This is a genomic window from Herbaspirillum sp. 1130 (assembly GCF_017833835.1).
GTDB lineage: Bacteria > Pseudomonadota > Gammaproteobacteria > Burkholderiales > Burkholderiaceae_D > Herbaspirillum > Herbaspirillum huttiense.
The window spans coordinates 267,137-291,946 of sequence record NZ_JAFICQ010000001.1; the positions used below are offsets into that span (position 1 = coordinate 267,137).

Below are 24,810 nucleotides of genomic sequence, written 5' to 3' on the forward strand. Positions count from 1 at the left end.
TATCGGTCGGAATGGGGCTGTGCGGCTGGGGTCATTCCAGATTCTGCACCTGCTCGCGCATCTGGTCGATGAGCAGCTTCAGTTCCATGGAGGCATCGGCCAGTTCCTTGACGGCGGCCTTGGAGCCGACCGTGTTGGCCTCGCGGTTCAGTTCCTGCATCATGAAATCGAGGCGCTTGCCGACCTGGCCGCCCTTTTTGAGGATGTGGCGGGTTTCGCCCAGGTGGGCCGACAGGCGTGCCAGTTCCTCGGCGATGTCGATGCGGATGCCGTAGAGGGTCACTTCCTGGCGGATGCGTTCCAGCGATTCCTCACGGGTGGCCACCGGCGTTGCGCCATTCTGCGTCTGCAGGGCCAGGCCCAGAGCTTCGGTCATGCGTTCGGTGGCCTTCTGCTGGAATTGTTCGACCAGTTGCGGCACCAGCGGGGTGATGCGGGCCACGATGGCTTCCATCGCATCCACCCGGGCCAGGATCACGGCCTGCAGGGCCGCACCTTCACGGGCGCGGGATTCGACGAAGGCGTCCAGGGTCTGCTGCATCGTGGCCAGGATATCGGCCTGCAGGCTGTCCTGGCTGATCTCGGCTTCTTCCATCACGCCCGGCCAGCGCAGCAGTTCGTTGATCGACAGCGGCGCGGCATCGGGGAATTGCGCGCGCAGTTGGTCTTGCAGGCTGGCCAGCTGGCCGACCAGGGTGTGGTTCAGGGCCTGGCTGTTGCCGCTGGCGACCTTGCGGCCGAAGGACAGGCGGCATTCCACCTTGCCGCGCACCAGGCGGCCCATGATGGCTTCGCGCAGCATCGGTTCGACCGCACGCAGGTCATCGTTGATGCGGAACTGCAGGTCGAGGAAGCGCGAATTGACGCTCTTCATTTCCAGGGTGACCGTGCCGGCAGTGGTTTCACGGGTGGTGACGGCATAGCCGGTCATGCTGTAGATGGTCAAGGTCGGGACTCCATAAAGCGGGCGGGCGGCGCAGCAGGGCGCGCCGGCGAATAAGGGTTGCGGGCGGGGCGGGCAGGGTGGCCAGAGAGGTAAATGGAGGATGCCGCGACGGCGGACATCGTGTTCCTTTACAATGCCGGACTTGAACGTTCCGGCACCGCCTGTGCGGCCTGCCCGGGTGCCACCCGGTCGGAGCCCGCATTTTAATGAAGTTTCGCGGCGCCGCGCTATCAAAAACATCAAACCGGCGGTTTTGGAGGCCAATTGGCCGCCCGCCATCCGCCCAGCCTCGCCCAGACCAAGACAAGGATCACCATGACAGCTTCCCATCGCCCCAGCGGCCGCAGCGTTTCGCAATTGCGCGACGTGCGCCTGACCCGCCAGTACACCAAGCACGCCGAAGGCTCGGTGCTGGTCGAGTTCGGTGACACCCGCGTGCTCTGCACCGCCTCCATCGAGGAAAAGGTTCCCGGCTTCCTGAAGGGCAAGGGCCAGGGCTGGCTGACCGCCGAATACGGCATGCTGCCGCGCTCCACGCATACCCGCATGGACCGCGAAGCCGCCAAGGGCAAGCAATCCGGCCGTACCCAGGAGATCCAGCGCCTGATCGGCCGCGCCCTGCGTGCCGCCTTCGACCTGGAAGCCTTTGGCGAACGCACCCTGCAGCTGGACTGCGACGTGCTGCAAGCCGATGGCGGCACGCGCACCGCCGCCATCACCGGCGCCATGGTGGCCGCCTATGACGCCTTCAACGTGCTGAAGTCGCGCGGCCTGATCGAAACCATTCCGGTCAAGCAGTTCGTGGCCGCGATTTCGGTCGGCGTCTACCAGGGCGTCCCGGTGCTCGATCTGGATTATCTGGAAGACTCGGATTGCGATACCGACATGAATGTGGTCATGACCGACGGCGGCCATTTCGTCGAAGTGCAGGGCACCGCCGAAGGCGCCGCCTTCGACCGCGCCACCCTCAACAACCTGCTGGACCTGGCCCAGCAGGGCATCGCCACGCTCAACGGCTTGCAGAAGCAGGCCCTGGGCCTGTAATCCCCGGCCACGCCGCGGCGCAAATCGCCGTACAATGCCGCCTAGAAGCGATATGAACAAAAACGCCATGTGCTCCATCGACATGGCGTTTTTCATTGGGGCGCAGCGGCTGTCATGCCCATCCCGTGCGCCTCGCCAAGATCAGGACCAGACATGCAACCCAAGCAAAAGATCGTGATGGCGTCCAACAACGCCGGCAAACTGAAGGAATTCGCCAGTCTCCTGGGCGACATCGGACTGGACGTGCGCCCGCAAGGCGAATTCGACGTGCCCGAAGCGGAAGAACCCTTCGGCACCTTCGTCGAGAATGCCCTGACCAAGGCCCGCCACGCCGCCCGCCTGACCGGTCTGCCGGCCCTGGCCGATGATTCCGGTGTGTGCGTGAATGCCCTGGGCGGTGCGCCCGGAGTCTATTCCGCCCGCTACGCCGGCGAGCCCAAGTCGGATGCCAACAACAACGCCAAGCTCATCGCCGATCTGGCAGCCCATGCCGACAAGTCCGCCTATTACTACTGCGTGCTGGTCTACGTGCGCCATGCCGACGATCCGCAACCGGTCATCGCCGATGGCGTATGGAAGGGCGAGATCATCGATCAGCCGCGCGGCCAGGGCGGATTCGGCTATGACCCTTATTTCCTGCTGCCCTCTCTGGGCAAGACGGCCGCTGAACTGACGGCCGCAGAGAAGAATGCCGTCTCGCACCGTGGCCAGGCCTTGCGTGCCTTGGTCGAGAAGCTGGCATGATCCCCATCAAGCCGATCCCGGCCGATATCCCGGCCGGCCAGGCGGCCAGCGGCCCGGCTCAGGCCGCGCTGGCCTTCCTGAAGCCCGGCAGCCTGCAGCTGACGGCTTTGCCGCCGCTGTCGCTGTACGTGCATTTCCCGTGGTGCGTGCGCAAGTGCCCGTATTGCGACTTCAATTCCCATGAGGTCAAGGGCAGTTTCCCTGAAGAAGCTTATCTGGATGCCCTGCGCAGCGACCTGGAGCAGTCGCTGCCGCTGATCTGGGGCCGCAAGATCCATACGATCTTCATCGGTGGCGGCACGCCCAGCCTGCTGTCGGCCGCCGGTCTGGATCGCTTGCTGTCGGACCTGCGCACCTTGCTGCCCTTCGATGGCGACATCGAGATCACCATGGAAGCCAATCCGGGAACGTTTGAAGCCGACAAGTTCCGCTCCTACCGGGATAGCGGCATCAGCCGCCTGTCGATCGGTATCCAGAGCTTCAACGGCCAGCACCTGCATGCCCTGGGCCGCATCCATGATGGCGACCAGGCGCGCAAGGCGGTGGAGATCGCGCAGGCCAACTTCGACAATTTCAACCTCGACCTGATGTACGCGCTGCCGCAGCAGACGCTGGCAGAGGCCAAGTCCGACATCGAAACGGCCATCGCCTTCGCGCCGCCGCACCTGTCGCTGTATCACCTGACGCTGGAGCCCAATACGCTCTTCGCCAAGTACCCGCCGCCGGTGCCGGATGACGATGCCAGCGCCGACATGCAGGACATGATTGCCGAGCTGACCACGGCTGCCGGTTACGTCAACTATGAGGTCTCGGCCTATGCCCAGCCCAAGCGGCGCGCCCGCCACAACCTCAATTACTGGCAATTCGGGGACTACCTGGGCATCGGCGCGGGGGCGCATTCCAAGCTCTCGTTCCCGCACCGCATCGTGCGCCAGATGCGTTACAAGCATCCCCAGTCCTACCTGGAGCATGCCAAGGCCGGCACGCCTGTCCAGGAAGAAGCGGAAATCGGCCGCGATGCCCTGGGCTTCGAATTCATGCTCAACGCGCTGCGCCTGACGGAAGGATTCTCACCGAATCTCTTCGCCGAGCGGACCGGCATGAGCCTGAACCAGATCGAAAAATCACTGAATCTGGCCGAGCAAAAAGGCATGTTGTATCGCGATCACGCTTTGATCCGGCCGACCGATCTTGGGCGTCGTTTTCTCAATGATTTGCAGGAAATTTTCTTGTCAGAATAAACCCATGTTGCAAGGTGGCTTTTATCGGGTATATTTAGAAAAAATTTAATTTTAATTAAGTATTCTGCTGGGAAACTTGTTAATATTTTTTTAACATTGCAGAGCGTCTCAGCAAATAATGCGGCGCGCCACGATAAAAATATGGCTGTTCAGGATAAAAGCGTTCCATTCCCACTCGTGTTTTTGCAGCCCGTTGCGGACGTCCACCACGTCTGGACCGCGCTGTCCTTGCATATTTCACCTACGGTCGAAGACGACAACGCCTTGCTGTCTCGCCTGTTCAATGAATTTGATCTGCATGACGCACTGGGCGGACTGAGCTGCATCATCCCGGTGCGTGATCCTGCGGTCTTCGCCCCAGAATTCCGGCAAGAAATCCCGCAAGGGCAGCTCGCATTGCGCGTGCCGGTAGAGCATTGCGTGGACCCGGGCAAGATCGATGCGCTGGACTGGCTCTACAGCCGCGGCTTCGCCATCATTGCCGATGGCTTGCCGGCGCAGGGCGCGAGCGTTTTCCCCTTCGTTGAATCGATGGCGCTGGACGCCGGGGTGGGGCACCTGCCTGAAACCGGGCAATGGCTGCACCGCCTGCGTGGCCCGCACCTGGCCGAGAACGTGGGCGATGCCGTTCAGTTCGATGCCTGCCGGGTGGAAGGTTTCCGCTGGTTCTCTGGCGACTATGCCTTGCATCCCGACAGCCGCCTGTCGCAAAAGAATTCCATTTCCCGTGCGCGCCTGCTGAAATTGCTGGAGCTGGTGGCACGCGACGCCGATGCCAATGAACTGGAATCCCTGCTGAAGCAGGACCCGGCCTTGTCCTATCAGCTCTTCAAGCTGGTCAGCTCGGCCGCCTTCGGTTTTTCGGCCCATATCACCAATTTCACCCAGGCCATCAACCTGCTGGGCCGCCGCCAGCTGCAGCGCTGGCTGCAGTTGCTGCTGTATGCACGCTTCCCCGGCGACGAGTCTGCCAATCCGCTGCTGCCGCGTGCTGCGGCGCGCGCGGCGATGATGGAATCGATGGCGCAGAAGGTGGACTGCACCCAGGAAGAACTGGACCGCGCCTTCATCACCGGCATGTTCTCGCTGCTGGATATTTTGCTGGGCATGCCGCTCAACGACATCATCGAGCCGCTCAAGCTGCCGGTGGATATCGTCAATGCGCTGGTGTACCGTACCGGCCGGCTGGGCAAACTGCTGAACGTGGTCGAGCGCTCCGAAGATGGCCGCATTCCGCTGCGTCATGTCGACCTTGATGCAGCCGGTCTCGATGCCGAGGTGTATTGCCGTTGTCTGATCCAGGCCTTCAATTGGGCCACGCGCGTCAGCACTGAGGCGTGATGACAATGATTTCCTCCGTGGGCACTGACGATCTGGCATGCTGTTCGGCACTGCTGGACGCCATGCAGAACCTGCAGGGCATGGCCTTGCATGCGGCACTCGGAGGGATTGCATCCGGTTTCCTCAAGCGTCCCGGTGGCCGCTATGTGGTCAGCCCGCCGCCGGAGTCGGCCAGCGGGCTGTGCCAGGTGGTGGAGCATGAGGGCGCGCGCTTCGGCCACTTCGTCTTTCCGGCGCTGACCCGCCCCTATACCGAACTGGAACGCACGCGTCTGGCGATGCTGGCGGCTTTCCTCGGCCGCCTGATGCAGCGCCGCGCCGAGACCGACAAGCGCGCCCGTTCGCTGGACCAGATCGAAGCCAAGCTGGAGCAGCAGGCGCAGATCCTGAATCAGATGCACGAGTCGGTCATCACCATGGACCCGGCCGGTTTCATCACCAGCTGGAACCGCGGGGCCGAGCAACTGTTCGGCTACAGCGCGCTGGAAGCCATCGGCCGCAATGTGTTGTTCCTCTACGAGAACGAAGAGGAAGAGGATTCGCTGCACGACTTGTTCCTGGAGCAGGGTGGCCGCGAGATGGAGGTGCGTCGCCGCAAGAAGTCCGGCGAGGTGTTCTGGGCCAGTCTGTCGCTGTCCGTGATGCGTGACCAGCACGGCCATCCGATTGGCCTGATCGGCTATCTCAACGACATCACCGAACGCAAGAACGCCGAAAAGCTGATCCATCATCTGGCCTACTACGATGCCCTGACCGGACTGCCCAACCGCACCTTGCTCACCCGCACCGTGGATCAGGCGCTGACCGAAGCCCGGCATGAGAACATGCACGGCTGCGTGATGTTCATCGACCTGAATCGCTTCAAGCCCATCAACGACACGCTGGGCCACGTGGCCGGCGACATGCTGCTGGTGGAAGTGGCGATCCGCCTGCGCCGCGCCTTGCGCGAGCAGGATGTGGTGGCACGCCTGGGGGCGGATGAATTCGCGGTGGCGCTGTTCGACATCGACAAGGATTACCATCCCGGCTTCGTCGCCCAGAAATTGCTGGCCGTGTTTGATGATCCGTTCTTCATCGACGGCCATGAGCTGCGCGTGGGGGCCAGCATTGGCGTGAGCATGTATCCGGAAGACGCGACCGATACCGAAACCCTGCTGCGCCTGGCTGACATCGCCATGTACCGGGCCAAGCAGGGTGGCGACAACAACGAAAACGGCTACGTCTATTACAGTGAAGAGATGAATCGCAACACGCTGGATCTGTTGCGCATCGAAACCGGTTTGCTGCACGCCTTCGAATACAACGAATTGCTGCTGTACTACCAGCCCAAGGTGGATATGAACACCTTGGCGATCACCGGTGGCGAGGCCCTGGTGCGCTGGCAGCATCCGGAGCGCGGATTGCTTTTGCCGGGTGAGTTCATCCCGATTGCTGAAGAAACAGGCTTGATCGTGCAGTTGAGCGATTGGGTACTGGATGCCGTGTGCCGCCAGGCACGCTCGTGGAGGGATGCCGGCCTGGCTCCGATCCGCATCGCCCTGAACGTGACGGCGCGCGAATTCACCCGGTCCCTGCCGGACCGCGTGCGTGCGGCGCTGAATCGGCATTCACTCAGTGGCGACTGGCTGGAGCTGGAGATCACCGAAAGCATGCTGATGCACAGCACTGATCGCGTCATTTCCATCATGGAAAAGATCTGTAGCCTGGGCATCACGATTTCGCTGGATGACTTCGGGACTGGCTATTCCAGCCTCTCGTACCTGAAGCGTTTCCCCATCAATACGCTCAAGATCGACCGGTCCTTTACCATGGGCATTCCGGACGATACCAATGATTGCGCCATCGCCAGCGCCATCATCGGCATCGCCAAGCAATTGCGCCACAAGGTCATCGCCGAAGGGGTGGAGACGCAGAAACAATTGAACTTCCTGCGCGAAGCCGGTTGCAATGAATTGCAGGGCTATATCTTCTCGCGCCCGATTCCGGCGGTGGATTTCCACGCCATGCTGCTGGAGGGGCGCAAGCTCAACTTTGTGCCGGAAACGTCGGCTTCCGCTGAAGACCTTCCCGACCAATAAGGCTGGCCGCCGGTGCGTGGTGTTGCGCTGCCCGGCAACTGGCTGCTTCTCTTCCAGATTTCCCTGTTGTCCTGCGCCGCATGCGGTCCTATGCTGAAGGCCGTGTTGCGAGAGATTTAATCCCTTCGGGCATTCTCTCGAAGTTTTTCGGTCTGATGGGAGAATATTGTCCAGATATCATCAGCGATTTTTCTGGTTTTCGGCCTGCTGCCGTGTCAGTGCCTATTCTTCACCTTTCAACCAACGAAGGAGAACGATCATGAAACGACGTATTGCACAGCTGGCCTTGCTGGCCGGCGCATCAGCGGCTTCGGCTGCCATGGCTGCCGAAGCGCCGCTCAAGGTGGCGCTGAACCTGGTCAACGCGCAAGGGGTGGCGTCTCCGGCGGGCGAGGTGACCATCAGCGAGACGCCTTATGGGCTGCTGTTCCAGCCGGCCTTGTCGGGCTTGCCGGCGGGTGTGCATGGCTTCCATGTGCACCAGAATGCCTCCTGCGCGCCGCTGGAGAAGGATGGAAAGATGGAGCCGGCGCTGGCCGCCGGTGGGCATTGGGATCCGCAAAAGACCGGCAAGCATGAAGGTCCCTATGGCGAAGGCCATCTGGGTGACTTGCCGGCCTTGTATGTGACGGCCGATGGCAAGGCCGAGAATCCGGTCCTGGCCCCGCGCCTGAAGACGCTGGCCGAAGTGCGCGGACATGCGCTGATGGTGCATGTGGGCGGGGATAATCACTCGGATCATCCGGCTCCGCTGGGTGGCGGGGGTGTGCGACTGGCGTGCGGGGTGATTCAGTAAGCGTTCGTCCTGACATTCCATCAGGATGTGGATCAGGAAGTGCGTTCCAGCGGGCGCACTTCCTGTTCGATCCGCGCGCCGTGGTCAGGCTGCTTGACCTTCAGATGGAGGGGTATTTGCTGGTTCAGTCAGGACCCAATCAGCAGCGAGAATTAAAGTTGCCCTGAACGAGTCGGTGCAAGCGGGGATTTTTCGAGTAAGAGATAAAGCCGGAAGGGAAAATGAAAAACGGGTCCATCAGGACCCGTTTTTCATTTGAAGCTTTGGCGGAGACGGAGGGATTCGAACCCTCGATACAGGTTTAAGCCCGTATGCTTCCTTAGCAGGGAAGTGCCTTCGACCACTCGGCCACGTCTCCACACTGAAGGCTGTTATCGCATTGCTGCGTTGCCTCAGCGAAGACCGAGATAATATCTTCTCATTTGCATCCGGTCAACAGTGGTCTTGCAAAAAATCACTGTTTTTTCAGCGGTGCGGTCTTCGCTTTGCGCGGTGCGTGATTTACTTGGCGCTGTCCAGGTCAAAGGCCTTGTGCAGGGCGCGCACGGCCAGTTCCATGTACTTCTCGTCGATCAGCACCGAGATCTTGATTTCCGAGGTGGAGATCATCTGGATGTTCACGCCTTCTTCCGACAGCGTGCGGAACATCTGCGAAGCGATGCCGACGTGGCTGCGCATGCCCACGCCGACCACCGAGACCTTGGAGACCTTGGTGTCGCCATTGATGGCGGCTGCGCCGATGTGTGCCTTGACGCTGCTGTTGAGCACTTCCACAGCCTTGGCGTATTCGGCGCGCGGCACGGTGAAGGTGAAGTCGGTCTTGCCTTCCACCGACTGGTTCTGGATGATCATGTCCACTTCGATGTTGGCGTCGGCCACCGGGCCCAGGATCTGGTAGGCGATGCCCGGACGGTCGGGGACGCCCAGCACGGTAATCTTGGCTTCGTCGCGGCTGAAGGCGATGCCGGTGATGGTTGCTTGTTCCATGTTCTTGTCTTCCTCAAACGAAATCAGGGTGCCGGAGGCGGCTTCTTCGGCCAGCGGCGTGAGCGGGTCGGTCAGCGACGACAGCACGCGGGTCGGCATCTTGTAGTTGCCGGCGAATTCCACGGAGCGGATCTGCAGGACCTTGGAACCCAGGGACGCCATTTCCAGCATCTCCTCGAAGGTCACGGTCTTCAGGCGCCGGGCATCGCTCACCACGCGCGGGTCGGTGGTGTAGACACCATCCACGTCGGTGTAGATCAGGCATTCCGCCGCCTTGATGGCAGCGGCCACGGCCACGGCCGAGGTGTCCGAGCCGCCACGGCCCAGGGTGGTGATGTTGCCGTCGGCGTCCACGCCCTGGAAACCGGTGATCATGACGATCTTGCCAGCGTTCAGATCCTTGCGGACCTTGGCGTCATCGATGGAGCGGATGCGCGCCTTGGTGAAGGCCGAGTCGGTCTTGATGGGGACTTGCCAGCCGGCGTAGGAGACGGCTTGCTTGCCCAGTGCCTGCAGGGCGATGGCCAGCAGTGCCACCGAGACCTGTTCGCCGGTCGAGGCCAGCATGTCCAGTTCGCGGCCGTCGGGCTGGGCCATGATTTCCTTGGCCATGCCCAGCAGGCGGTTGGTTTCACCAGACATCGCCGAAGGCACGACAACGATCTGATGGCCGGCGTCGTGCCATTTGGCAACGCGCTTTGCGACATTCTGGATGCGCTCGATTGAGCCCATCGAGGTGCCGCCGTATTTGTGAACGTATAAAGCCATAGGGGATAAAAAAAGGTGGCCCGACTTTGACAAGAAAACCCTGAGCCAGGCGGGAAGGAACAAACCCTTGACTTTACATGCGGTGCGCCAAAATCTCAAGGAAAAGCTCGGTTTGACAAGGTTTTCCGGGGATTTTTGCATGTCGCATCGCAGCAAAAAAGCGCATTGAATGCATCAGTCATGCACGATCTGGCCGGCTCATGCGGTGAGAATGCACGTCGCTTGCGACCAGGGCGCGATCAGTGAAAAAAGAAGGGGAGCCAAACGTGGGGAGGAGGGAGGCTGGTGCACCAGCTGTCATGCGCCCGGCAAGACGTGGCGGCATGGCAGGTGGTGCTGCGGTACGGGGACTGCGGTACTGCGGGTAGTGCGTTGCTGCGGTATAGCTTCATCCTGGCACGGTGGTTCGGACGCAGGCGGTCGGCATTCGTTCGCGTTCATTCACGTTCAACGCGGGGCATGCGCCGGTGCGGAACACTGCCGTGGCGGAATCGGTCCATCCGGACATCGGATGCGGATCGGTTCCGATCAAGCGCCGCTATACAGGCTTTGTGCTGCGCTGTTGGCTTGTTGCACCTGGTTGGCGACATCCTGGCGGCTCAGTTGCGAGGGGGCTTGGCGGATGATGGGATATTCATTGCGCGTGGCGATCTCGTGATTGGCTTGGGCGCGTTGCAGTTCGGCCTTGACGTCAGCACGGGTCTGGGTCGAGTGGAACGGGGTTTCCGGCGGATACGGAGCTTCAGCCATGGCGGCACCAGCAGCGGCGAGCAGGGAGGCGGCAACGATGATGTTCTTGATGTTCATGATAATGTCCTCTGTTTGGGTAAGTGGGGTTGCTCTTCTCCAGGGCCGGCGAGTCGCGGGAGTGATCCATGCTCTCCTTGTGGGGAAAGCCCACTCGTGGGCGACCTGGTGAAGCCGGTCGGCGCGATCTTGTTGCTTTGTTGCGTTGCGCTAACCGATGACTGAAGTGTAAATATTGCGAAGACAAAGAAAAATAGGTTTAATCGGAATTGACTATTTCTCTTTGTGGAACAATCAGGGACTTGAAAAATGGATCGTCTGCAATCAATGCGGGTGTTTGCAAAGGTGGTGGAGCAGGGCAGTTTCGTGCGTGCCGCCGAGTTGCTGGACATTTCCAATGCGGTGGCAACCCGTTTCATCGCCGATCTGGAGGCACACCTGGGGACCCGCCTGCTCAATCGCTCGACCCGCCGCCTCTCGCTTACGGAGGCCGGGCAGGCCTATCTGGAGCGGGTTCACATGATCCTGGCCGAGGTCGATGATGCCGAAGCGCTGGTATCCATGGAAACCAAACGTCCGGCCGGGACGCTGGCGATTTATTCCAATGCCGGTTTCGGCCAGTCGCAACTGGGCGAGATGCTGGCTGCCTATGCCGGGATCTATCCTGACGTGGGGCTGGACGTCTATCTTTCCGACCGCTCCATCGACCTGGTGGAGGAAGGCATCGATATCGGATTCTTCAGCAGCATGCAAAAGTTTGATGCCAGCATGATCGTGCGACAGCTGGGTGTAGCCAAGGTGATCCTTTGTGCTTCACCTGCCTACCTGGAGCGCGCCGGAGCGCCCGCACAGCCCGAAGACCTGTCGCGCCACAGCTGCCTGAACTTCTCGCATGAATATTTGCGCCATCACTGGCATGTCAATACTGAGGCCGGCGTGATGGATGTGCCCATCGTCAGCAAGGTGGTCTCCAACAGCGGCGTGCTTTTGCGTGACCTGGCACTGGCTGGCATGGGTATCGTGCTGCGGCCCTCCTACTCGCTGGGCGATGACCTGCGTTGCGGCAAGCTGGTACAGGTGCTGCCCGGCTTTGACATGGGGCAGGTGGTGATTTCGATGGTGTATCCGAGCCGCCGGCTGCTGTCGGCCAAGGTGCGCAGCTTTGCCGATTTCATCAGTGCGCGCTTCCCGCACCCGGAAACCGATCCCTGGCTGACCTGAAGTACGCAACCAGAAGCGACGCGCGTTGAGGGAAACTTCAGCCGATCACATCAGCCAGCTTGTCCAGCAGGCTGCAATCTTCCTGCCAGGTGCGGCGCTCGGCGGAACTGGCGGCTTCACGTTGCAGGTCGGCGTCGCTCTTGTCGACCTGGGCCAGCAGGATGCGCTCGGCCAGGCGGGTGTCCGGTTCCATGGGGCCGAAGAAGGCGACCGTGGCACCGCGCTCGATCAGGAGGGTAGGGAAGTTGTCGATGTCGAGATCGCCGACCAGGTCGGCCTGGTCCTCGATATCGATCCACACGAAGTGATGCTGCGGATAGCGGGCCGCCCAGGCCTGGAAGGCGGCTTCATATTCACGGCAGCTGCCGCACCAGTTCGCGCACAGGCAGGCCACGACCCAGGTGTCGTTGCGAAGCGCCTCGGCGAGCGGGCGGCGGTTGGTTTGGTCTAATTTCTGGTAGGACATGGCGCGCTTATTTTACCCCCTTCGGCGCGAAGGGTTTTGCGCTGCCGCACAAAGGCTCACGTTAGATGCGAACGCTCCGAACAATTGCGCGCCGCACGGTAAAATAGCGGGATGTCCACGATTCTTGCCATTGAAACCTCCACCGAGCTGGCCTCGGCGGCCTTGCTCTACCAGGGCGAACTGATTGCGCGCCAGTCCGCTGGTACCCAGACGCACTCGGACGCCATCCTCCCCATGATCCAGCAATTGCTGGCCGATGCCGGCCTGGCGCTGTCGCAATGCGATGCGCTGGCCTTTGGCGTGGGCCCCGGCTCCTTCACCGGCGTGCGCACGGCGTGCGGCGTGGTGCAGGGGCTGGCCTTTGGCTGTGACCGTCCGGTGGTCCCCGTGGTGACTCTGGAAGCGGCGGCCCAAGCCTGCCGTGATGAAAATCCGCAGGCCAGCGATGTGCTGGCCGTCCTCGATGCCCGCATGGGTGAAGTCTATTGGGCGCGCTACCGTGCTCGTGCCGATGGCGGCTGGGAGACGCTGGCCGAACCGGCCCTGTCGTCTGCCGCTCAGGTACCGGTCGAAGGTCGCCCCCATGCCTGCGGCAATGGTTTGTCGGTGTATGCCGAGCATTTTAGCGCCAACTTCTGCACGGCGGCCTTCGCCAGTGTGCAGCCGCAGGCCATGCCGCACGCGCGCCAGGTGGCAACGCTGGGCCAGGTGCATTTCAGCGCCGGCCTGGCCTTGCCGGCGCAGCAGGCGCAGCCGCTCTATCTGCGCAACAAGGTGGCCCTGACCACGGCCGAGCGCGAAGTGCGCGATGCGGCCAAGGGTGTGGCATGAGCGAGCAACTGGCCGTGTCGCTGCCTGTCTCGCATCCGCGCTACGGGCGGCTGCAATTTGCGGCCATGGGTGCGAGCGATCTGGATGCGGTGGTCAGGATCGAAGAGGCCGTCTACTCCCATCCCTGGACGCGCGGCAATTTTCAGGATTCGCTCTACAGCGGCTACCAGGCGCAGACCCTGCGGGATGCCCACGGCGAATTGCTGGGCTACTTCCTGGTGATGCTGGCCGTGGATGAAGCCCATCTGCTCAATATCAGCGTGGCCGCCTTGCATCAGCACCAGGGCCTGGGCCGCAGGCTGCTGGACCAGGCGACCGGGCTGGCACGCCTGCACCACATGCGGACCATGTTGCTGGAAGTACGTGAGTCCAACGTGCATGCCGCCAAGGTCTATCGCCAGTACGGCTTTACTGAAATCGGGCGGCGCAAAAATTACTATCCCGCCGCCAACCAGACCCGAGAAGGGGCTATCGTCATGAGTCTGCCCTTATGAATGAAGAATTGAAACAAGATCCGGGCTTCGGCTCCTCCCTGGCCCTGCTGGATGCGCTGGGCATTGGCCCGGTCTGGGTGCGGCGTGAGCTGGCGGTGGAAGAGGTGCAGGCCGCGCAGGCGGAAGTACCTGCTCAGGAAACGGCCGCGCCCGCTGCCCCTGTCGACGCGCCCAAGGTCATCGCGCCTGAACCCGTCGTGGCTCAATCCAAGCCGCCCGTCGCTGCTCCTGTGGTGCAAGCGTCCACGCCTGCTGCTCCTGCTGCTCGTCCGGCTCCCGCCGCCCCCGCCCGTCCGCGTGCGCCGCTCGAGGAAGAGGGCGGCCCGCCTTCCTGGCTGGACGAGATGGACTTCGGTACTGCGTTGGAACCCGTGCTGATCCCGGACGGCGACGACGAGGAAGACGCCCCGGCCGTCGACCCCATGATTGCCCGCATCAAGGCCATGGACTGGCCGCAGCTCAAGCAGCAGGTTGCTGAGTGCCGCCGCTGCGGGCTGTGCGAAGGCCGCAAGAATACCGTCTTCGGCGTAGGCGATGAAAAGGCCAAGTGGCTCTTCATCGGCGAAGGCCCGGGCCGCAACGAGGATCAGCAGGGCGAACCCTTCGTCGGCCCTGCCGGCAAGCTGCTGGACAACATGCTGCTCTCCATGGGCGTCAAGCGCGGTGAGAATGCCTACATCGCCAACATCGTCAAATGCCGTCCCACCGACGACAACGGCCGCGACCGTCCGCCCTCGCCGCAGGAAGTGGCCGCCTGCCTACCCTATCTGCAGCGCCAGATCGAACTGATCCAGCCGACCGTGCTGGTAGCACTGGGCAAGACGGCGGCGATTTCGCTGCTGGGCATGGATCCGGCCACGCCGGTTTCGCGTCTGCGCGGCACGGTGCATCGCTATCATGACCTGCCGCTGGTGGTGACCTACCACCCGGCCTATCTTCTGCGCACGCTCACCGACAAGAGCAAGGCCTGGGCCGACCTGTGCCTGGCCATGAGCACTTACGCTGCGCAAGCCCGCTGAAGCGATGCCCGGCATGGACCTGAGCTCGCATCAGGCGCGTTTCCACCAGCGCTGGCCCGATCTGCGGGATCCGCACGTGCGCGCACTGGCCTGGCTGTTGTATGCCCCCGATCTGCTGGCGCCGGAGGCCGTCTGCTGGGAGGGCCGGGTCGCCACGCTGGGCCAGCTGTCACCCGAGGTGGCCGGCTGGCTGCACGACCTGCAATACGATCCGGCCATGAATGCCGCCTTGCACGCCCACCTGGCGCAACAGCCCTCAGGACGCCTGGGCCGGTACGCCGAAAAGCTGCTCGGTTTCTATCTGCGCCAGCAGGACTGCCTGGTCGCCGCCAATTTGCAGGTCCGCAATCAGGGTCCGACGCGAGAAACATTGGGCGAATTCGATTTCCTGATCCGTTCCCCTGAGGCGGAAAGCGATGCCGGCGTCGTGCATTGGGAGTTCGCCACCAAGTTCTATCTCTTGCAGGCGCGGGAGCTGGCCGCCACGGCGCAGGCGGATACCTTCGTCGGTCCCAACCTGGCCGATTCGCTGGGCCGCAAGATGCGCAAGATCATGCAGCAGCAACTGAAGCTTTCCGAACATCCGGCGGCCCAGGCGGTACTGCCGGCTCTTGTCGTAGCGGCGCGCGCCCTCGTCAAGGGATGGCTGTTCTACCCGCTGGATGCGGCGCTGAGCTTGCCGCCCACCATGGGCATTGCTGCCGATCATTGCCGGGGATTCTGGTGTGATGCGGCCTCGCTGCCGCGTATTGAAGAAGAGACGATGTGCTATGCCGTCCTGCCGCGCCTGTCCTGGCTGGCACCGGCGCGCCTTCCAGCCGGGCAGGGCATGACCCTGGCACAGCTGCGGAGCACCTTGGAAGACATGTTCAGTGCCGACGACAGTCCGGTCCTGGTGGCGCAATGCCGCCTGCAGGAGGGGACCGAACCGGAATGGCTGGAAGTGATGCGCGGCTTCGTTGTGCCGCCGCAGTGGGAAGCGCGTGCCGCCGCAACGGTGCAGCACGCCATCGTGCCGGTCTGAACCGCCGGTCCAGACCTTCAATGCATCGTGAAATCAGTGGTGGGGATGCTTGTCCTCGCCGATCAGCGCCAGCGAGTCATGCTCGCGCTGGTTGGCGGCATGGCGGCGCATGATGAGATACATGATGCCGGCCACGAAGGAGCCGAAGATGATGATGACGGTATTCACATCCAGGTTCATGCGCACCATGAAGGCATACAGCACCAGCATGGTCAGCACCGAGAGGTTCTCGTTGAAGTTCTGGACGGCAATCGAATGGCCTGCGCTCATGAGCACGTGGCCACGATGCTGCAGCAGGGCGTTCATCGGCACCACGAAGTAGCCCGACAGCGCGCCCACGATCACCAGAAGCGGGTAGGCCACCCACACCGAGGTGGTGGTGGTCATCAGCATCACCACGATGCCCATGATGATGCCCAGCGGCATGACGGTCAGCGATTTCTTGAGCGGCACGAAGCGGGCGGCGGCCACTGCACCCAGGGCAACACCCACGGCGACGATACCCTGCAGGATGGCGGCCTTGTCCAGCGGCATGTGCAGCGACTTTTCCGCCCATTTCAGAACGATGAACTGCAATGTCGCCCCGGCACCCCAGAAGAGCGTGGTCACGGCCAGCGAAATCTGGCCGAGCTTGTCCTTCCACAGGGTGGTGAAGCAGCCGGCGAAATCGACGATGAGACGGATGGGATTGCGTTCCTGGTGCTCGTAGCGGGCACCGGTATCAGGAATGTAGAAGTTGAAGAGGGCGGCGACGATGTAGATGCAGGAGATGATGCACAGGGCCGCTTCGGTGGGGGTGTCAATGGGCAGGTCGACCATCGGGAAGTCGAAGCTGAGGATCACCGCTGAAATCTTGGGATTGACCAGCGCCCCGCCGAGGACCGTGCCCATGATGATGGAGCCCACCGTCAGCCCCTCGATCCAGCCGTTGGCCGCGACCAGTTTTTCCGGCGGCAGCAGTTCGGTGAGGATCCCGTACTTGGCCGGTGAATAGGCCGCCGCGCCGAATCCGACCACGGCATACGCCAGCAGCGGATGCACGGTAAAGAACATGAGGGAACAACCGACGATCTTGATCATGTTGGTGATCAACATGACCTTGCCCTTGGGGAAGGCGTCGGCGAAGGCACCCACGAACGCCGCCAGCAGCACATAGGAAAGCACGAAAAACAGCTTCAGCAGCGGGGTCATCCACGCTGGCGAATGCATTTCGGCAAGTAGGGCGATGGCGGCGATCAGCAGCGCGTTATCGGCGAGCGACGAAAAGAACTGCGCCGCCATGATGGTATAGAAACCGCGATTCATCCCTGTCCAAGATGTATAACAAATGATGTCCGGGTAGCTTTATACCATGAAACCATGCACGCTCCGTCATAAGTCAAACCATAAAGATGTTCGTCCGGTAAAATGCCCGCTTGTTCCCCGCTGGACAAAAACTTCCGGGCGAACCGCGACAGGCAGGCCCATGGCGGCCTTGCCGCTCGCCGTGCGCATTGCCAGCCGAGATCGGCCGTTCGCCTACCCGCGAACGCCCTCTGTGAGCCATCTGCCCTCGTTACTGCCACTGGATATCATGCCAAGACCGATCGTCGCTTCCATCAGCATTTCCGCACTTCAACACAATCTTGCCGTCGCCCGCGCCCATGCGCCCAACGCCCGCGTCTGGGGCGTGCTCAAGGCCAATGGCTACGGTCACGGGCTGGAACGCGCCATGCGCGGTTTCGCCGATGCCGACGGCCTGGCGCTGGTCGAACCGGATTATGCCGTTCGCCTGCGAGAGCTGGGCTGGACCAAGCCCATCCTGTTGCTGGAAGGGTTCTTCGATGCCGAGGACCTGCCGGTGCTGGCCCGCTACGACATCCAGTTCGCCGTGCATTGCGATGAGCAGATCGCGCTTTTGGAACAATTCGTCAGCGACGCCGCCTTTCATGTGCACCTGAAGATGAACAGCGGCATGAACCGCCTGGGTTTCAAGCCCGAGGCCTTTCACGCCGCCCATGCGCGCGTGAGCAAGATCGCCAGCGTGCGCAGCATCACCATGATGACCCACTTCGCCAATGCCGACGATGCGCTCAACCCGTCCTTGCCGCTGAGCGAGCAGGTACGCCGCTTCCAGGCCGGTACCGAAGGGCTGCCGGGTCCGCGCAGCCTTTGCAATTCCGCTGCCGACCTGATGCATGGCGAGCTGGCCCATGACTGGGTACGCCCCGGCATCATGCTGTACGGCGGTACCCCGGGCGGTGGCAGTGCCGCCGACTTCGGACTGCGCGCGGCGATGACGCTGGAAAGCCAGATCATCGGCGTGCAGGACATCCCCCCGGGCGAAGCCATCGGCTACGGCAGCCGCTTCGTGGCGGACAAGCCGATGCGTATCGGCGTGGTCGCCTGCGGCTATGCCGACGGCTATCCGCGCCATGCACCGACCGGCACGCCCGTGCTGGTCGACGGTATCAAGACCGGCACCGTCGGGCGGGTCTCGATGGACATGCTGTGCGTGGACCTGACCGAACTTCCCGGCGCCAGCGTGGGCAGTCGCGTCGAGCTGTGGGGCCAGCAATTGCCCATCGATGAGGTCGCATTTGCGGCGGGTACGATCGGATATGAACTGATGTGCGCACTGGCCCCACGGGTGGCGGTACGTGAAGTGGACTGAACGAAAAAAGATGAACTTCCTGGCAGATTTCCGGGAAGGCTCAGCAGGCATACCCAAGTAGAGCAGAAAGCAGCAAGGCGACGATGGCGAAGGTCAAGACCAATTACACCTGCACCGAATGCGGCGGGGTCAGCAACAAATGGGCCGGCCAGTGTCCGGCCTGCGGCCAGTGGAATACCCTGGTTGAGACGCTGGTGGAGAGCGGTGGCGGGAATCGCTATTCGTCGACGCCGCAAAGCCTGGCGCAGACCGCACCGGTACTGAGCCTGGCCGATATCGAAGCGATCGACGTGCCGCGCTTTGGCACTGGGATCGAGGAATTCGACCGTGTGCTGGGCGGTGGCCTGGTGCCGGGCGGAGTGGCGCTGATCGGCGGCGATCCCGGCATCGGCAAGTCGACCTTGCTGCTGCAGGCGCTGGCCAATATCTCTCGGCTCAAGAAGGTACTCTATGTGAGCGGCGAAGAGTCCGGTTCGCAGATCGCCTTGCGCGCCAAGCGCCTGGCGGTGGATGCCCGTGAACTGCAATTGCAGGCCGAGATCCAGCTGGAAAAGATCCTCGCCACGCTGGCCGAGCACAAGCCCGAAGTGGCCGTGATCGACTCCATCCAGACCATTTATTCCGATGCGCTGACCTCGGCTCCCGGCTCGGTGGCGCAGGTGCGCGAATGCGCGGCGCAACTGACGCGGGTCGCCAAGACTTCCGGCATCACCATCATCATGGTCGGCCATGTCACCAAGGAAGGCGCGCTGGCCGGTCCGCGCGTGCTGGAGCACATCGTCGATACGGTGCTGTACTTCGAAGGCGATACGCATTCCAGCTTCCGCCTGGTGCGCGCCTTCAAGAACCGCTTCGGAGCCGTGAATGAACTGGGCGTGTTTGCGATGACCGAGAAGGGCTTGAAAGGGGTCTCCAACCCTTCGGCGCTGTTCCTTTCGCAGCACGAAAACCAGGTCCCCGGCTCCTGCGTCATGGTGACTCAGGAAGGCACGCGTCCGCTGCTGGTGGAAATCCAGGCCCTGGTGGACAGCTCGCACGTTCCCAACGCGCGCCGCCTGTCGGTCGGCCTGGAGCAGAACCGCCTGGCCATGCTGCTGGCGGTGCTGCACCGGCATGCGGGCGTGGCGGCCTTTGATCAGGATGTCTTCATCAATGCGGTCGGCGGGGTGAAGATTACCGAACCGGCGGCCGACTTGGCGGTGCTGCTGGCGATCAATTCCTCCATGCGCAACAAGCCCTTGCCGCGCGGATTGGTGGTGTTCGGTGAAGTGGGCCTGGCTGGGGAGATCCGCCCAGCGCCACGCGGCCAGGAGCGGCTGCGCGAGGCCGCCAAGCTGGGCTTCTCGATTGCGGTCATCCCCAAGGCCAATGCACCCAAGCAGGCTATTGAGGGATTGAAGGTGATTCCGGTGGAGCGCATCGACGATGCTCTGCAGAAGGCGCGCGAGATCGACGATTACGCTGCCTGAACCGGATCACTGAATCAGCCTGGCGCGTCGAAAGTGACGATGACCTGGTTCATTTCGCCCTTGATGGGCGGTTCACCTGTGCGGGCCGTTCCGCGCACGCTGTAGTGCAGCTGGAAAGGCTGGCCGGCGTCGCGGCCATTGAAGAATTCGGTACTGCCGGCATTGGCCTGGCTTACGTCCCAGCATACCCCGGCATCCTTCCAGCAAAGTTTGGCCTCGAAACCGGGCGGCTTGCTGGCCAGCGTATAGCGCCAGCTGACCTTGCGGATGATTGCGCCGGCCGGTATCTGTCCCACCACCTTGAATTGCGTGATGTAGTCGGCGTTGCGGGCGCGGATGTCCGGGCCTGGCTCGTCGGAAGCATAAGCCCCTGCCGGACCGCCCTGTGGCGGGGCAATGCTGAGCGGTGAGGGACCGTTTGGAATGACCGGCGAAATGATCACGATGGGACGCTTGCTGCCCTCACCGCCGGCAGCGTGCATGCTCAGGTTGCGATCCGCATAGGTCTGGGCCATGGCCAGGACGGGCAGGGCGGCTGCCAGCAGGCAGGGCAGGTGCCGCCAGTGGAGGGACCGCTCAGGCATGGCGGCGATGGCCCTTCAAGGGCAGGGAAATCTGGATCAGCAGGCCGCCGTGGGTGTCTTCATGTCCCTTCAACAGCAGCTTGCCATTGTGCTTGAGCACGATGCGGTTGACGATCGCCAGTCCCAGGCCGGAACCATTGGCCTGGCCGCGTGCGGTATCGAGCCGGGTGAAGGGGCGCAGCAGGCGTTCGCACTCGCTCTCGGGCACGCCCGAGCCATGGTCGAACACTTCCACCACCACCTGATGTCCTTCGATGCGGCTGCGCAGATGAATTTCTGCGCAGTCGGTGCCGGGCGTCTTGCCGTAGCGGCGCGCATTCTCGATCAGGTTGCTGAAGACACGCGCCAGCTCGGTGCCATTGCCGGCGACTTCGGTGGCGGGCGTGATCTCGGTAGTGAGCTTCACGTCCGACAGGCGCGCAGACTTGGCGGCCACGTCTTCCAGCACGCCGGCCAGGTCGATGCTTTCCAGACTGTTGGCATCGAATGGCTTCGCGTAGTCGAGGAACTGGCCGATGATGCTGTCCATCTGTGCCAGGTCCGAATGCATGCCGTCGCGCGATTCATCGGACAGGTTGGCCATCTCCACTTCCAGTTGCATGCGTGCCAGGGGCGTGCGCAGGTCGTGCGAGATGCCGGCCAGGATGAGGGCGCGATCCGATTCGATGCGATTGAGGTCGGCCACCATCTGGTTGAAGCTGCGGTTGGCTTCCTCGATCTCGGTCGGGCCGGATTCCGGCAGCGGCTCGGGCTGGCGGCCCTTGGCAATGGCGCGAGCGGCCGCCGTCAGCCGCGCCAGCGGCTGGTTGATGAGGGTGGAGATGAAGACCGCACCGATCAGCGACAGGAACAGCGCGATCGAGCCCCAGCCCAGCCATTGCAGGCCGGACGTGCGGTCCAGCCTTCCGCGGTCGAGCATCAGCCAATACTGGTCATCGTCGATATTGAAACTGATCCAGAAGCCTTCCACTTCATTCACGCTGGAGGCGAAGATGGTGTTCTCATCCAGCGACTGGCGCACGTAGTACTCCAGTTCCGGGATGATGGGCGAGTCCTCGGGCGGGACGATGCGGTCGCTCTTTTCCAGCGGATAGATGCGGATACCTTCATTGCTGGCCAGGTCGAACAGCAGTTCCCGGCGCATCTCGGGGGCCGAGTGCGTCAGTGCCGCACGGGTGATGGTGACCACCGAGACGATCTGCGCGGCCAGCTGTTCCGCACGCGGTCCGCGTTCGACCATGCGAAAGCTGGCCACCCAGGCCACCATGCTGGCGGTGATCAGGAAGGTCAGGAGGAAGAAGGTGCGCCAGAACAGGCCGTTGCTGAACCATCCGGATTGAGGGCGGGTTTTCATCGGCAAACGGCCTGCAGGTCAGGGGTGAAGCGGGAGATCAGCGCGGTTTCCCTTCCGGGATGAAGACATAGCCCAGGCCCCACACGGTCTGGATGTACAGCGGATTGGCCGGATCGGGTTCGATCAGCTTGCGCAGGCGCGAGATCTGCACGTCCAGGCTGCGGTCAAAAACTTCATATTCGCGGCCGCGCGCCATTTCCATCAGCTTTTCACGCGACAGCGGCTGGCGGGCGTTGCGTGCAAATACTTTCAGTACCGAGAATTCGCCGGTGGTCAGGGAAATGGTTTCGCCGTTCTTCTTCAGGGTACGGGTACCCAGGTCGAGGATGAAGTCGCCGAATTCGAAGGTTTCCGGGGTTTCCGAAGGCGCACCCGGCAGTTCATCCGGACCCTTGCGGCGCAGCACCGCATTGATGCGCGCCACCAGTTCGCGCGGGTTGAAGGGCTTGGGCAGGTAGTCGTCCGCGCCCATTTCCAGACCGATGATGCGGTCCACGTCCTCGCCCTTGGCGGTGAGCATGATGATGGGCGTCTGGTCGCCGGCACCGCGCAGGCGGCGGCAGATGGCCAGGCCATCTTCGCCGGGCAGCATCAGGTCCAGCACCAGCAGGTCGTAGCGTTCGCGGATCCAGAGCTTGTTCATGGCCTGGGCGTTTTCCGCCGTGACCACATTGAAACCCTGCTCGGTCAGATAGCGGCGCAGCAGATCGCGCAAGCGGATGTCGTCATCCACCACCAACACTTTGAATTGATTGGCGGATGTTGTCGTATTAGTATTGCCGTTGGTCGTATTCATGTTGCCTATGGTAGCGTCTTGGCGATTTTGAGCAAGTCGGGGCTGTTGATCCATTACAAACTGTTACATACCTTACCTTAATCATCTTATACCATCGCGGCCTGCGGCCTAAACTGGAATCACGTCGGGAAAGCAACGTCGATACCGCTTTCTCTTCCCTGATTCTCTGTCTCCGGAAAAAATCGCATTATGAAGATTGCAGTCGTCAACAAGCTATGTCTGGCAGCGATGCTGGCGCTCGGTGTGGGAGCGGCCGCGCTGGCTGGCCCTCCGCAGGGCGGCCGGCCGATGCCGGGGCAGCCGGGCGACTTCAGGCAGCATGCCGGTGACTTCAACCCGCAAGATCACCGCAACCAGATCGCCAGCGACCAGGACCAGCGCCGCAACGGCAAGCTCAGTGCCGATGAACGCCGCGAACTGCGCCGCCAGATCAATGAAGTCGGCCAGGATATCTACCGCGTCAAGCGTTGAGTTCCGCGCGGGTGAAAGATTCCCGCCCCGGTCAACAAAAAGCTGACGAAAAAGCCCGAGTGCATCGCATTCGGGCTTTTTGCTTTGGGGCTGGGCGATCAGCGGGTGGCCGCGATCAGTGCTGGTGCCCCTTGCCCAGCCGCTTCTCCAGCCGGTGCTGCAAGGCTTCGAAGCACAGGCTCAGGATCCAGTAAATGGCTGCCGCCGCCAGATACAGCGGGAGCGGGCGGAAGGTCACCGCAATGACTTCCTTGGTTGCCAGCATCAATTCGGTCACCGTGATGACTGATACCAGCGAAGTATCCTTGATCAGGCTGATCAGGGTATTGCTCATCGAGGGCACGGCTATGCGCACTGCCTGCGGCACGATGATGTAGCGCAGCGTCTGGAAATACGTCAGTCCCACGCTGTAAGACGCATTCCACTGACCATGCGTCACCCCTAGGATGGCACCGCGCAGGCTTTCCGAGAGGTAAGCGCCGGCGTTGAGGCTCAGGGTCAGCACCCCCGCCGTCAGCGGCGAGAATTCGATCCCGATCCCCGGCAAGCCGTAATAGACCACGAAGATCTGCACCAGCAGCGGCGTGCCACGCATCATGCTGACGTACACGGCAGCCGGCCAGTGGATGGGCCGCCAGGGAACGATGCGTGCCACCGCCAGCACGAAGCCCAGCACCAGGCCGCCGACCATCGAGGCCAGCGCGAAGAGCAGGGTGTAGCCCACGCCCTTGGCCAGGGTCGGGGCGGCTTGCTGCAGCAGTTCGATGATTTCCATAAGCATTCGAATAAAAAAATTATCCCCGCGATGCGGGGATAAGTCGGTCCGCCCGGAACGTGCCGGGCGGCAGGGAGCGCCAGTTCAGGCGCGCCTTATTGTGCTTTCGGCGGCTGGCTCACGTCAATGCCGAACCACTTCTCGGAAGCGGCCTTGAAGCTGCCGTCCGCCTTGATGTCGGCCAGGGCCTTGTTCAGTGCAGCCTTGAACTCCGGATTGCCCTTGCGGAAGGGAATACCGATCTTGTCGACGGTGCCGATCGGGCTGCCAGCCTTAAGCGGCAGGTTGGTCGACTTCAGGATGTAGCCGACCAGCAGGCTGTCGTTCAGGGCAGCATCGATGCGACCGGCGGCCAGGTCAGCGAGGTACTCGGGCGAACCCGGATAGGTGCGCACGTCGATGCCGGCCACGGCCTTGGCCTTCTGTTCGAAGTTGGTGCCCTGACCCAGGCCCAGCTTCTTGCCCTTCAGGTCGTCCAGGCTCTTGAATTCGCGCTTTTCATCCTTGCGCACGATCAGCTGGGCGCTGGAGAGGGTGTACGGATCGGAGAAGTCGAAAGCCTTCTGGCGCTCGTCGGTGATGCCGACCTGGTTGATGATGACGTCGTACTTGCCTGCGCCCAGACCGGCCAGGATGCCGCTCCATTCGGTGGTCGTGAAGACCGGCTTGACGCCGAGCTTGGCCGCCAGCAGTTTGGCCACGTCGACTTCAAAACCGGTCAGTTCTCCGGTCTTGGCATCCTTGAAGTTGAACGGCGGGTAGTTGCCTTCCAGCGCCACCTTCAGCGTGCCGCTGCTCTTGACCGATTCCAGCAGGTCGGCCGCCGATACGCTCAGGCTGGACGCCAGCAGGGTTGCGCCGACACCGGCCAGCAGCCATTGCTTGATATTCTTCTTCATATGTTCATGTCCTTATAAAAACTTTCGCCACAAAAACTGCGGCCAGGGCGCAATGATGCCCT

At 62.2% G+C, this 24,810-nt stretch carries 24 protein-coding genes and 1 tRNA gene; 14 read left to right on the forward strand and 11 right to left on the reverse strand.

Translation table 11 applies throughout. The annotated features are described in order from the left end of the window. Positions 1-31: 31 nt before the first annotated feature. Entirely contained in the window at positions 32-946 is a 915-nt protein-coding gene (locus tag JOD78_RS01290; protein WP_209569086.1) for a YicC/YloC family endoribonuclease, read from the reverse strand. Between the two features lie 315 nt (positions 947-1,261). Between JOD78_RS01290 and rph the strand changes: the two genes are divergently transcribed. From rph to sodC, 6 genes are all read left to right on the forward strand, one after another. After that, on the forward strand, positions 1,262-1,990 hold the full coding sequence (gene rph, locus JOD78_RS01295; protein ID WP_039788342.1) for a ribonuclease PH: 729 nt from the start codon (positions 1,262-1,264) through the stop codon (positions 1,988-1,990). Between the two features lie 153 nt (positions 1,991-2,143). After that, positions 2,144-2,734, forward strand: a complete 591-nt coding sequence (gene rdgB, locus JOD78_RS01300; protein ID WP_121039900.1) for an RdgB/HAM1 family non-canonical purine NTP pyrophosphatase — start codon at positions 2,144-2,146, stop codon at positions 2,732-2,734. After that, positions 2,731-3,975, forward strand: a complete 1,245-nt coding sequence (gene hemW, locus JOD78_RS01305) for a radical SAM family heme chaperone HemW (protein WP_039788337.1) — start codon at positions 2,731-2,733, stop codon at positions 3,973-3,975. The genes rdgB and hemW overlap by 4 nt, the downstream gene beginning before the upstream one ends. A 141-nt stretch (positions 3,976-4,116) precedes the next feature. After that, on the forward strand, positions 4,117-5,316 hold the full coding sequence (locus JOD78_RS01310) for an HDOD domain-containing protein (RefSeq protein ID WP_209569084.1): 1,200 nt from the start codon (positions 4,117-4,119) through the stop codon (positions 5,314-5,316). A 5-nt stretch (positions 5,317-5,321) separates the two neighbouring features. Beyond that, positions 5,322-7,394 carry an EAL domain-containing protein gene (locus tag JOD78_RS01315; RefSeq protein ID WP_121039907.1) on the forward strand — a complete coding sequence of 691 codons (2,073 nt, stop codon included), beginning with the start codon at positions 5,322-5,324 and terminating at the stop codon, positions 7,392-7,394. 259 nt (positions 7,395-7,653) lie between these two features. Continuing rightward, positions 7,654-8,190 (forward strand): superoxide dismutase family protein, encoded by a 537-nt coding sequence (gene sodC, locus JOD78_RS01320; protein WP_134135274.1) that lies wholly within the window; start codon positions 7,654-7,656, stop codon positions 8,188-8,190. Between the two features lie 264 nt (positions 8,191-8,454). On the opposite strand, the gene JOD78_RS01325 is transcribed toward sodC, so the two are convergent. The 3 genes from JOD78_RS01325 to JOD78_RS01335 form a co-directional block, all read right to left on the reverse strand. Then, positions 8,455-8,548: transfer RNA gene (locus tag JOD78_RS01325), tRNA-Ser, on the reverse strand. 143 nt (positions 8,549-8,691) lie between these two features. Continuing rightward, positions 8,692-9,945 carry an aspartate kinase gene (locus JOD78_RS01330; RefSeq protein WP_006462578.1) on the reverse strand — a complete coding sequence of 418 codons (1,254 nt, stop codon included), beginning with the start codon at positions 9,943-9,945 and terminating at the stop codon, positions 8,692-8,694. A gap of 528 nt (positions 9,946-10,473) precedes the next feature. After that, positions 10,474-10,752: a DUF4148 domain-containing protein gene (locus tag JOD78_RS01335; protein ID WP_034329281.1), complete on the reverse strand. Its 279-nt coding sequence runs from the start codon at positions 10,750-10,752 to the stop codon at positions 10,474-10,476. A gap of 249 nt (positions 10,753-11,001) precedes the next feature. On the opposite strand from JOD78_RS01335, the gene JOD78_RS01340 reads away from it, so the two are divergent. Then, positions 11,002-11,913, forward strand: a complete 912-nt coding sequence (locus JOD78_RS01340) for a LysR family transcriptional regulator (protein WP_039788330.1) — start codon at positions 11,002-11,004, stop codon at positions 11,911-11,913. A 37-nt stretch (positions 11,914-11,950) separates the two neighbouring features. On the opposite strand, the gene JOD78_RS01345 is transcribed toward JOD78_RS01340, so the two are convergent. Next, the gene (locus tag JOD78_RS01345; RefSeq protein ID WP_034329278.1) at positions 11,951-12,379 is read right to left on the reverse strand and encodes a thioredoxin family protein; all 429 of its coding nucleotides are present in this window, start codon (positions 12,377-12,379) and stop codon (positions 11,951-11,953) included. A 111-nt stretch (positions 12,380-12,490) separates the two neighbouring features. On the opposite strand from JOD78_RS01345, the gene tsaB reads away from it, so the two are divergent. The 4 genes from tsaB to JOD78_RS01365 are packed head-to-tail and all read left to right on the forward strand — an operon-like array spanning position 12,491 to position 15,747. After that, positions 12,491-13,210, forward strand: a complete 720-nt coding sequence (gene tsaB / locus JOD78_RS01350) for a tRNA (adenosine(37)-N6)-threonylcarbamoyltransferase complex dimerization subunit type 1 TsaB (protein WP_204725412.1) — start codon at positions 12,491-12,493, stop codon at positions 13,208-13,210. Next, positions 13,207-13,704 carry a ribosomal protein S18-alanine N-acetyltransferase gene (gene rimI, locus JOD78_RS01355; protein WP_121039916.1) on the forward strand — a complete coding sequence of 166 codons (498 nt, stop codon included), beginning with the start codon at positions 13,207-13,209 and terminating at the stop codon, positions 13,702-13,704. Before tsaB ends, rimI begins: the two co-directional genes overlap by 4 nt. Next, positions 13,701-14,723, forward strand: a complete 1,023-nt coding sequence (locus JOD78_RS01360; protein WP_209569082.1) for a uracil-DNA glycosylase — start codon at positions 13,701-13,703, stop codon at positions 14,721-14,723. The genes rimI and JOD78_RS01360 overlap by 4 nt, the downstream gene beginning before the upstream one ends. Before the next feature lie 13 nt (positions 14,724-14,736). Beyond that, on the forward strand, positions 14,737-15,747 hold the full coding sequence (locus JOD78_RS01365; RefSeq protein WP_209569080.1) for a DUF1853 family protein: 1,011 nt from the start codon (positions 14,737-14,739) through the stop codon (positions 15,745-15,747). Positions 15,748-15,780: 33 nt separating this feature from the next. On the opposite strand, the gene lplT is transcribed toward JOD78_RS01365, so the two are convergent. Beyond that, positions 15,781-17,052 (reverse strand): lysophospholipid transporter LplT, encoded by a 1,272-nt coding sequence (lplT, locus tag JOD78_RS01370; RefSeq protein WP_121039922.1) that lies wholly within the window; start codon positions 17,050-17,052, stop codon positions 15,781-15,783. 268 nt (positions 17,053-17,320) lie between these two features. Between lplT and alr the strand changes: the two genes are divergently transcribed. Beyond that, on the forward strand, positions 17,321-18,400 hold the full coding sequence (gene alr / locus JOD78_RS01375; RefSeq protein WP_209569078.1) for an alanine racemase: 1,080 nt from the start codon (positions 17,321-17,323) through the stop codon (positions 18,398-18,400). An 83-nt stretch (positions 18,401-18,483) separates the two neighbouring features. After that, complete coding sequence (gene radA / locus JOD78_RS01380) at positions 18,484-19,869, forward strand: DNA repair protein RadA (protein WP_034329257.1); 1,386 nt, start codon at positions 18,484-18,486, stop codon at positions 19,867-19,869. A 14-nt stretch (positions 19,870-19,883) separates the two neighbouring features. On the opposite strand, the gene JOD78_RS01385 is transcribed toward radA, so the two are convergent. Genes JOD78_RS01385 through ompR form a run of 3 tightly spaced genes read right to left on the reverse strand, consistent with a single transcriptional unit; the run spans position 19,884 to position 22,603 of the window. Then, the gene (locus JOD78_RS01385; RefSeq protein WP_209569077.1) at positions 19,884-20,453 is read right to left on the reverse strand and encodes a flagellar protein FlhE; all 570 of its coding nucleotides are present in this window, start codon (positions 20,451-20,453) and stop codon (positions 19,884-19,886) included. Further along, a complete protein-coding gene (locus JOD78_RS01390) occupies positions 20,446-21,807 on the reverse strand; it encodes a sensor histidine kinase (RefSeq protein WP_204725417.1) in 1,362 nt (453 codons plus the stop codon). The genes JOD78_RS01385 and JOD78_RS01390 overlap by 8 nt, the downstream gene beginning before the upstream one ends. A gap of 37 nt (positions 21,808-21,844) precedes the next feature. Continuing rightward, the gene (ompR, locus tag JOD78_RS01395; protein WP_039788315.1) at positions 21,845-22,603 is read right to left on the reverse strand and encodes a two-component system response regulator OmpR; all 759 of its coding nucleotides are present in this window, start codon (positions 22,601-22,603) and stop codon (positions 21,845-21,847) included. 189 nt (positions 22,604-22,792) lie between these two features. On the opposite strand from ompR, the gene JOD78_RS01400 reads away from it, so the two are divergent. Further along, positions 22,793-23,074 (forward strand): hypothetical protein, encoded by a 282-nt coding sequence (locus JOD78_RS01400; protein ID WP_039788314.1) that lies wholly within the window; start codon positions 22,793-22,795, stop codon positions 23,072-23,074. 115 nt (positions 23,075-23,189) lie between these two features. Here JOD78_RS01400 and JOD78_RS01405 read toward each other — a convergent pair whose 3' ends face one another. Together JOD78_RS01405 and JOD78_RS01410 are read right to left on the reverse strand one after the other, a co-directional pair. Then, positions 23,190-23,849: an amino acid ABC transporter permease gene (locus JOD78_RS01405; protein ID WP_209569075.1), complete on the reverse strand. Its 660-nt coding sequence runs from the start codon at positions 23,847-23,849 to the stop codon at positions 23,190-23,192. Between the two features lie 95 nt (positions 23,850-23,944). Beyond that, positions 23,945-24,748: a cystine ABC transporter substrate-binding protein gene (locus JOD78_RS01410; RefSeq protein WP_121039936.1), complete on the reverse strand. Its 804-nt coding sequence runs from the start codon at positions 24,746-24,748 to the stop codon at positions 23,945-23,947. Positions 24,749-24,810 lie beyond the last annotated feature (62 nt).

Bases quoted from the DNA above. Each gene is read 5' to 3' on its own strand.
- rph (WP_039788342.1), top strand. From the start codon at position 1,262: ATGACAGCTTCCCATCGCCCCAGCGGCCGCAGCGTTTCGCAATTGCGC.
- rdgB (WP_121039900.1), top strand. From the start codon at position 2,144: ATGCAACCCAAGCAAAAGATCGTGATGGCGTCCAACAACGCCGGCAAA.
- hemW (WP_039788337.1), top strand. From the start codon at position 2,731: ATGATCCCCATCAAGCCGATCCCGGCCGATATCCCGGCCGGCCAGGCG.
- JOD78_RS01310 (WP_209569084.1), top strand. From the start codon at position 4,117: ATGGCTGTTCAGGATAAAAGCGTTCCATTCCCACTCGTGTTTTTGCAG.
- JOD78_RS01315 (WP_121039907.1), top strand. From the start codon at position 5,322: ATGATTTCCTCCGTGGGCACTGACGATCTGGCATGCTGTTCGGCACTG.
- sodC (WP_134135274.1), top strand. From the start codon at position 7,654: ATGAAACGACGTATTGCACAGCTGGCCTTGCTGGCCGGCGCATCAGCG.
- JOD78_RS01330 (WP_006462578.1), bottom strand. From the start codon at position 9,945: ATGGCTTTATACGTTCACAAATACGGCGGCACCTCGATGGGCTCAATC.
- JOD78_RS01335 (WP_034329281.1), bottom strand. From the start codon at position 10,752: ATGAACATCAAGAACATCATCGTTGCCGCCTCCCTGCTCGCCGCTGCT.
- JOD78_RS01340 (WP_039788330.1), top strand. From the start codon at position 11,002: ATGGATCGTCTGCAATCAATGCGGGTGTTTGCAAAGGTGGTGGAGCAG.
- JOD78_RS01345 (WP_034329278.1), bottom strand. From the start codon at position 12,379: ATGTCCTACCAGAAATTAGACCAAACCAACCGCCGCCCGCTCGCCGAG.
- tsaB (WP_204725412.1), top strand. From the start codon at position 12,491: ATGTCCACGATTCTTGCCATTGAAACCTCCACCGAGCTGGCCTCGGCG.
- rimI (WP_121039916.1), top strand. From the start codon at position 13,207: ATGAGCGAGCAACTGGCCGTGTCGCTGCCTGTCTCGCATCCGCGCTAC.
- JOD78_RS01360 (WP_209569082.1), top strand. From the start codon at position 13,701: ATGAATGAAGAATTGAAACAAGATCCGGGCTTCGGCTCCTCCCTGGCC.
- JOD78_RS01365 (WP_209569080.1), top strand. From the start codon at position 14,737: ATGGACCTGAGCTCGCATCAGGCGCGTTTCCACCAGCGCTGGCCCGAT.
- lplT (WP_121039922.1), bottom strand. From the start codon at position 17,052: ATGAATCGCGGTTTCTATACCATCATGGCGGCGCAGTTCTTTTCGTCG.
- alr (WP_209569078.1), top strand. From the start codon at position 17,321: ATGCCAAGACCGATCGTCGCTTCCATCAGCATTTCCGCACTTCAACAC.
- radA (WP_034329257.1), top strand. From the start codon at position 18,484: ATGGCGAAGGTCAAGACCAATTACACCTGCACCGAATGCGGCGGGGTC.
- JOD78_RS01385 (WP_209569077.1), bottom strand. From the start codon at position 20,453: ATGCCTGAGCGGTCCCTCCACTGGCGGCACCTGCCCTGCCTGCTGGCA.
- JOD78_RS01390 (WP_204725417.1), bottom strand. From the start codon at position 21,807: ATGAAAACCCGCCCTCAATCCGGATGGTTCAGCAACGGCCTGTTCTGG.
- ompR (WP_039788315.1), bottom strand. From the start codon at position 22,603: ATGAATACGACCAACGGCAATACTAATACGACAACATCCGCCAATCAA.
- JOD78_RS01400 (WP_039788314.1), top strand. From the start codon at position 22,793: ATGAAGATTGCAGTCGTCAACAAGCTATGTCTGGCAGCGATGCTGGCG.
- JOD78_RS01405 (WP_209569075.1), bottom strand. From the start codon at position 23,849: ATGGAAATCATCGAACTGCTGCAGCAAGCCGCCCCGACCCTGGCCAAG.
- JOD78_RS01410 (WP_121039936.1), bottom strand. From the start codon at position 24,748: ATGAAGAAGAATATCAAGCAATGGCTGCTGGCCGGTGTCGGCGCAACC.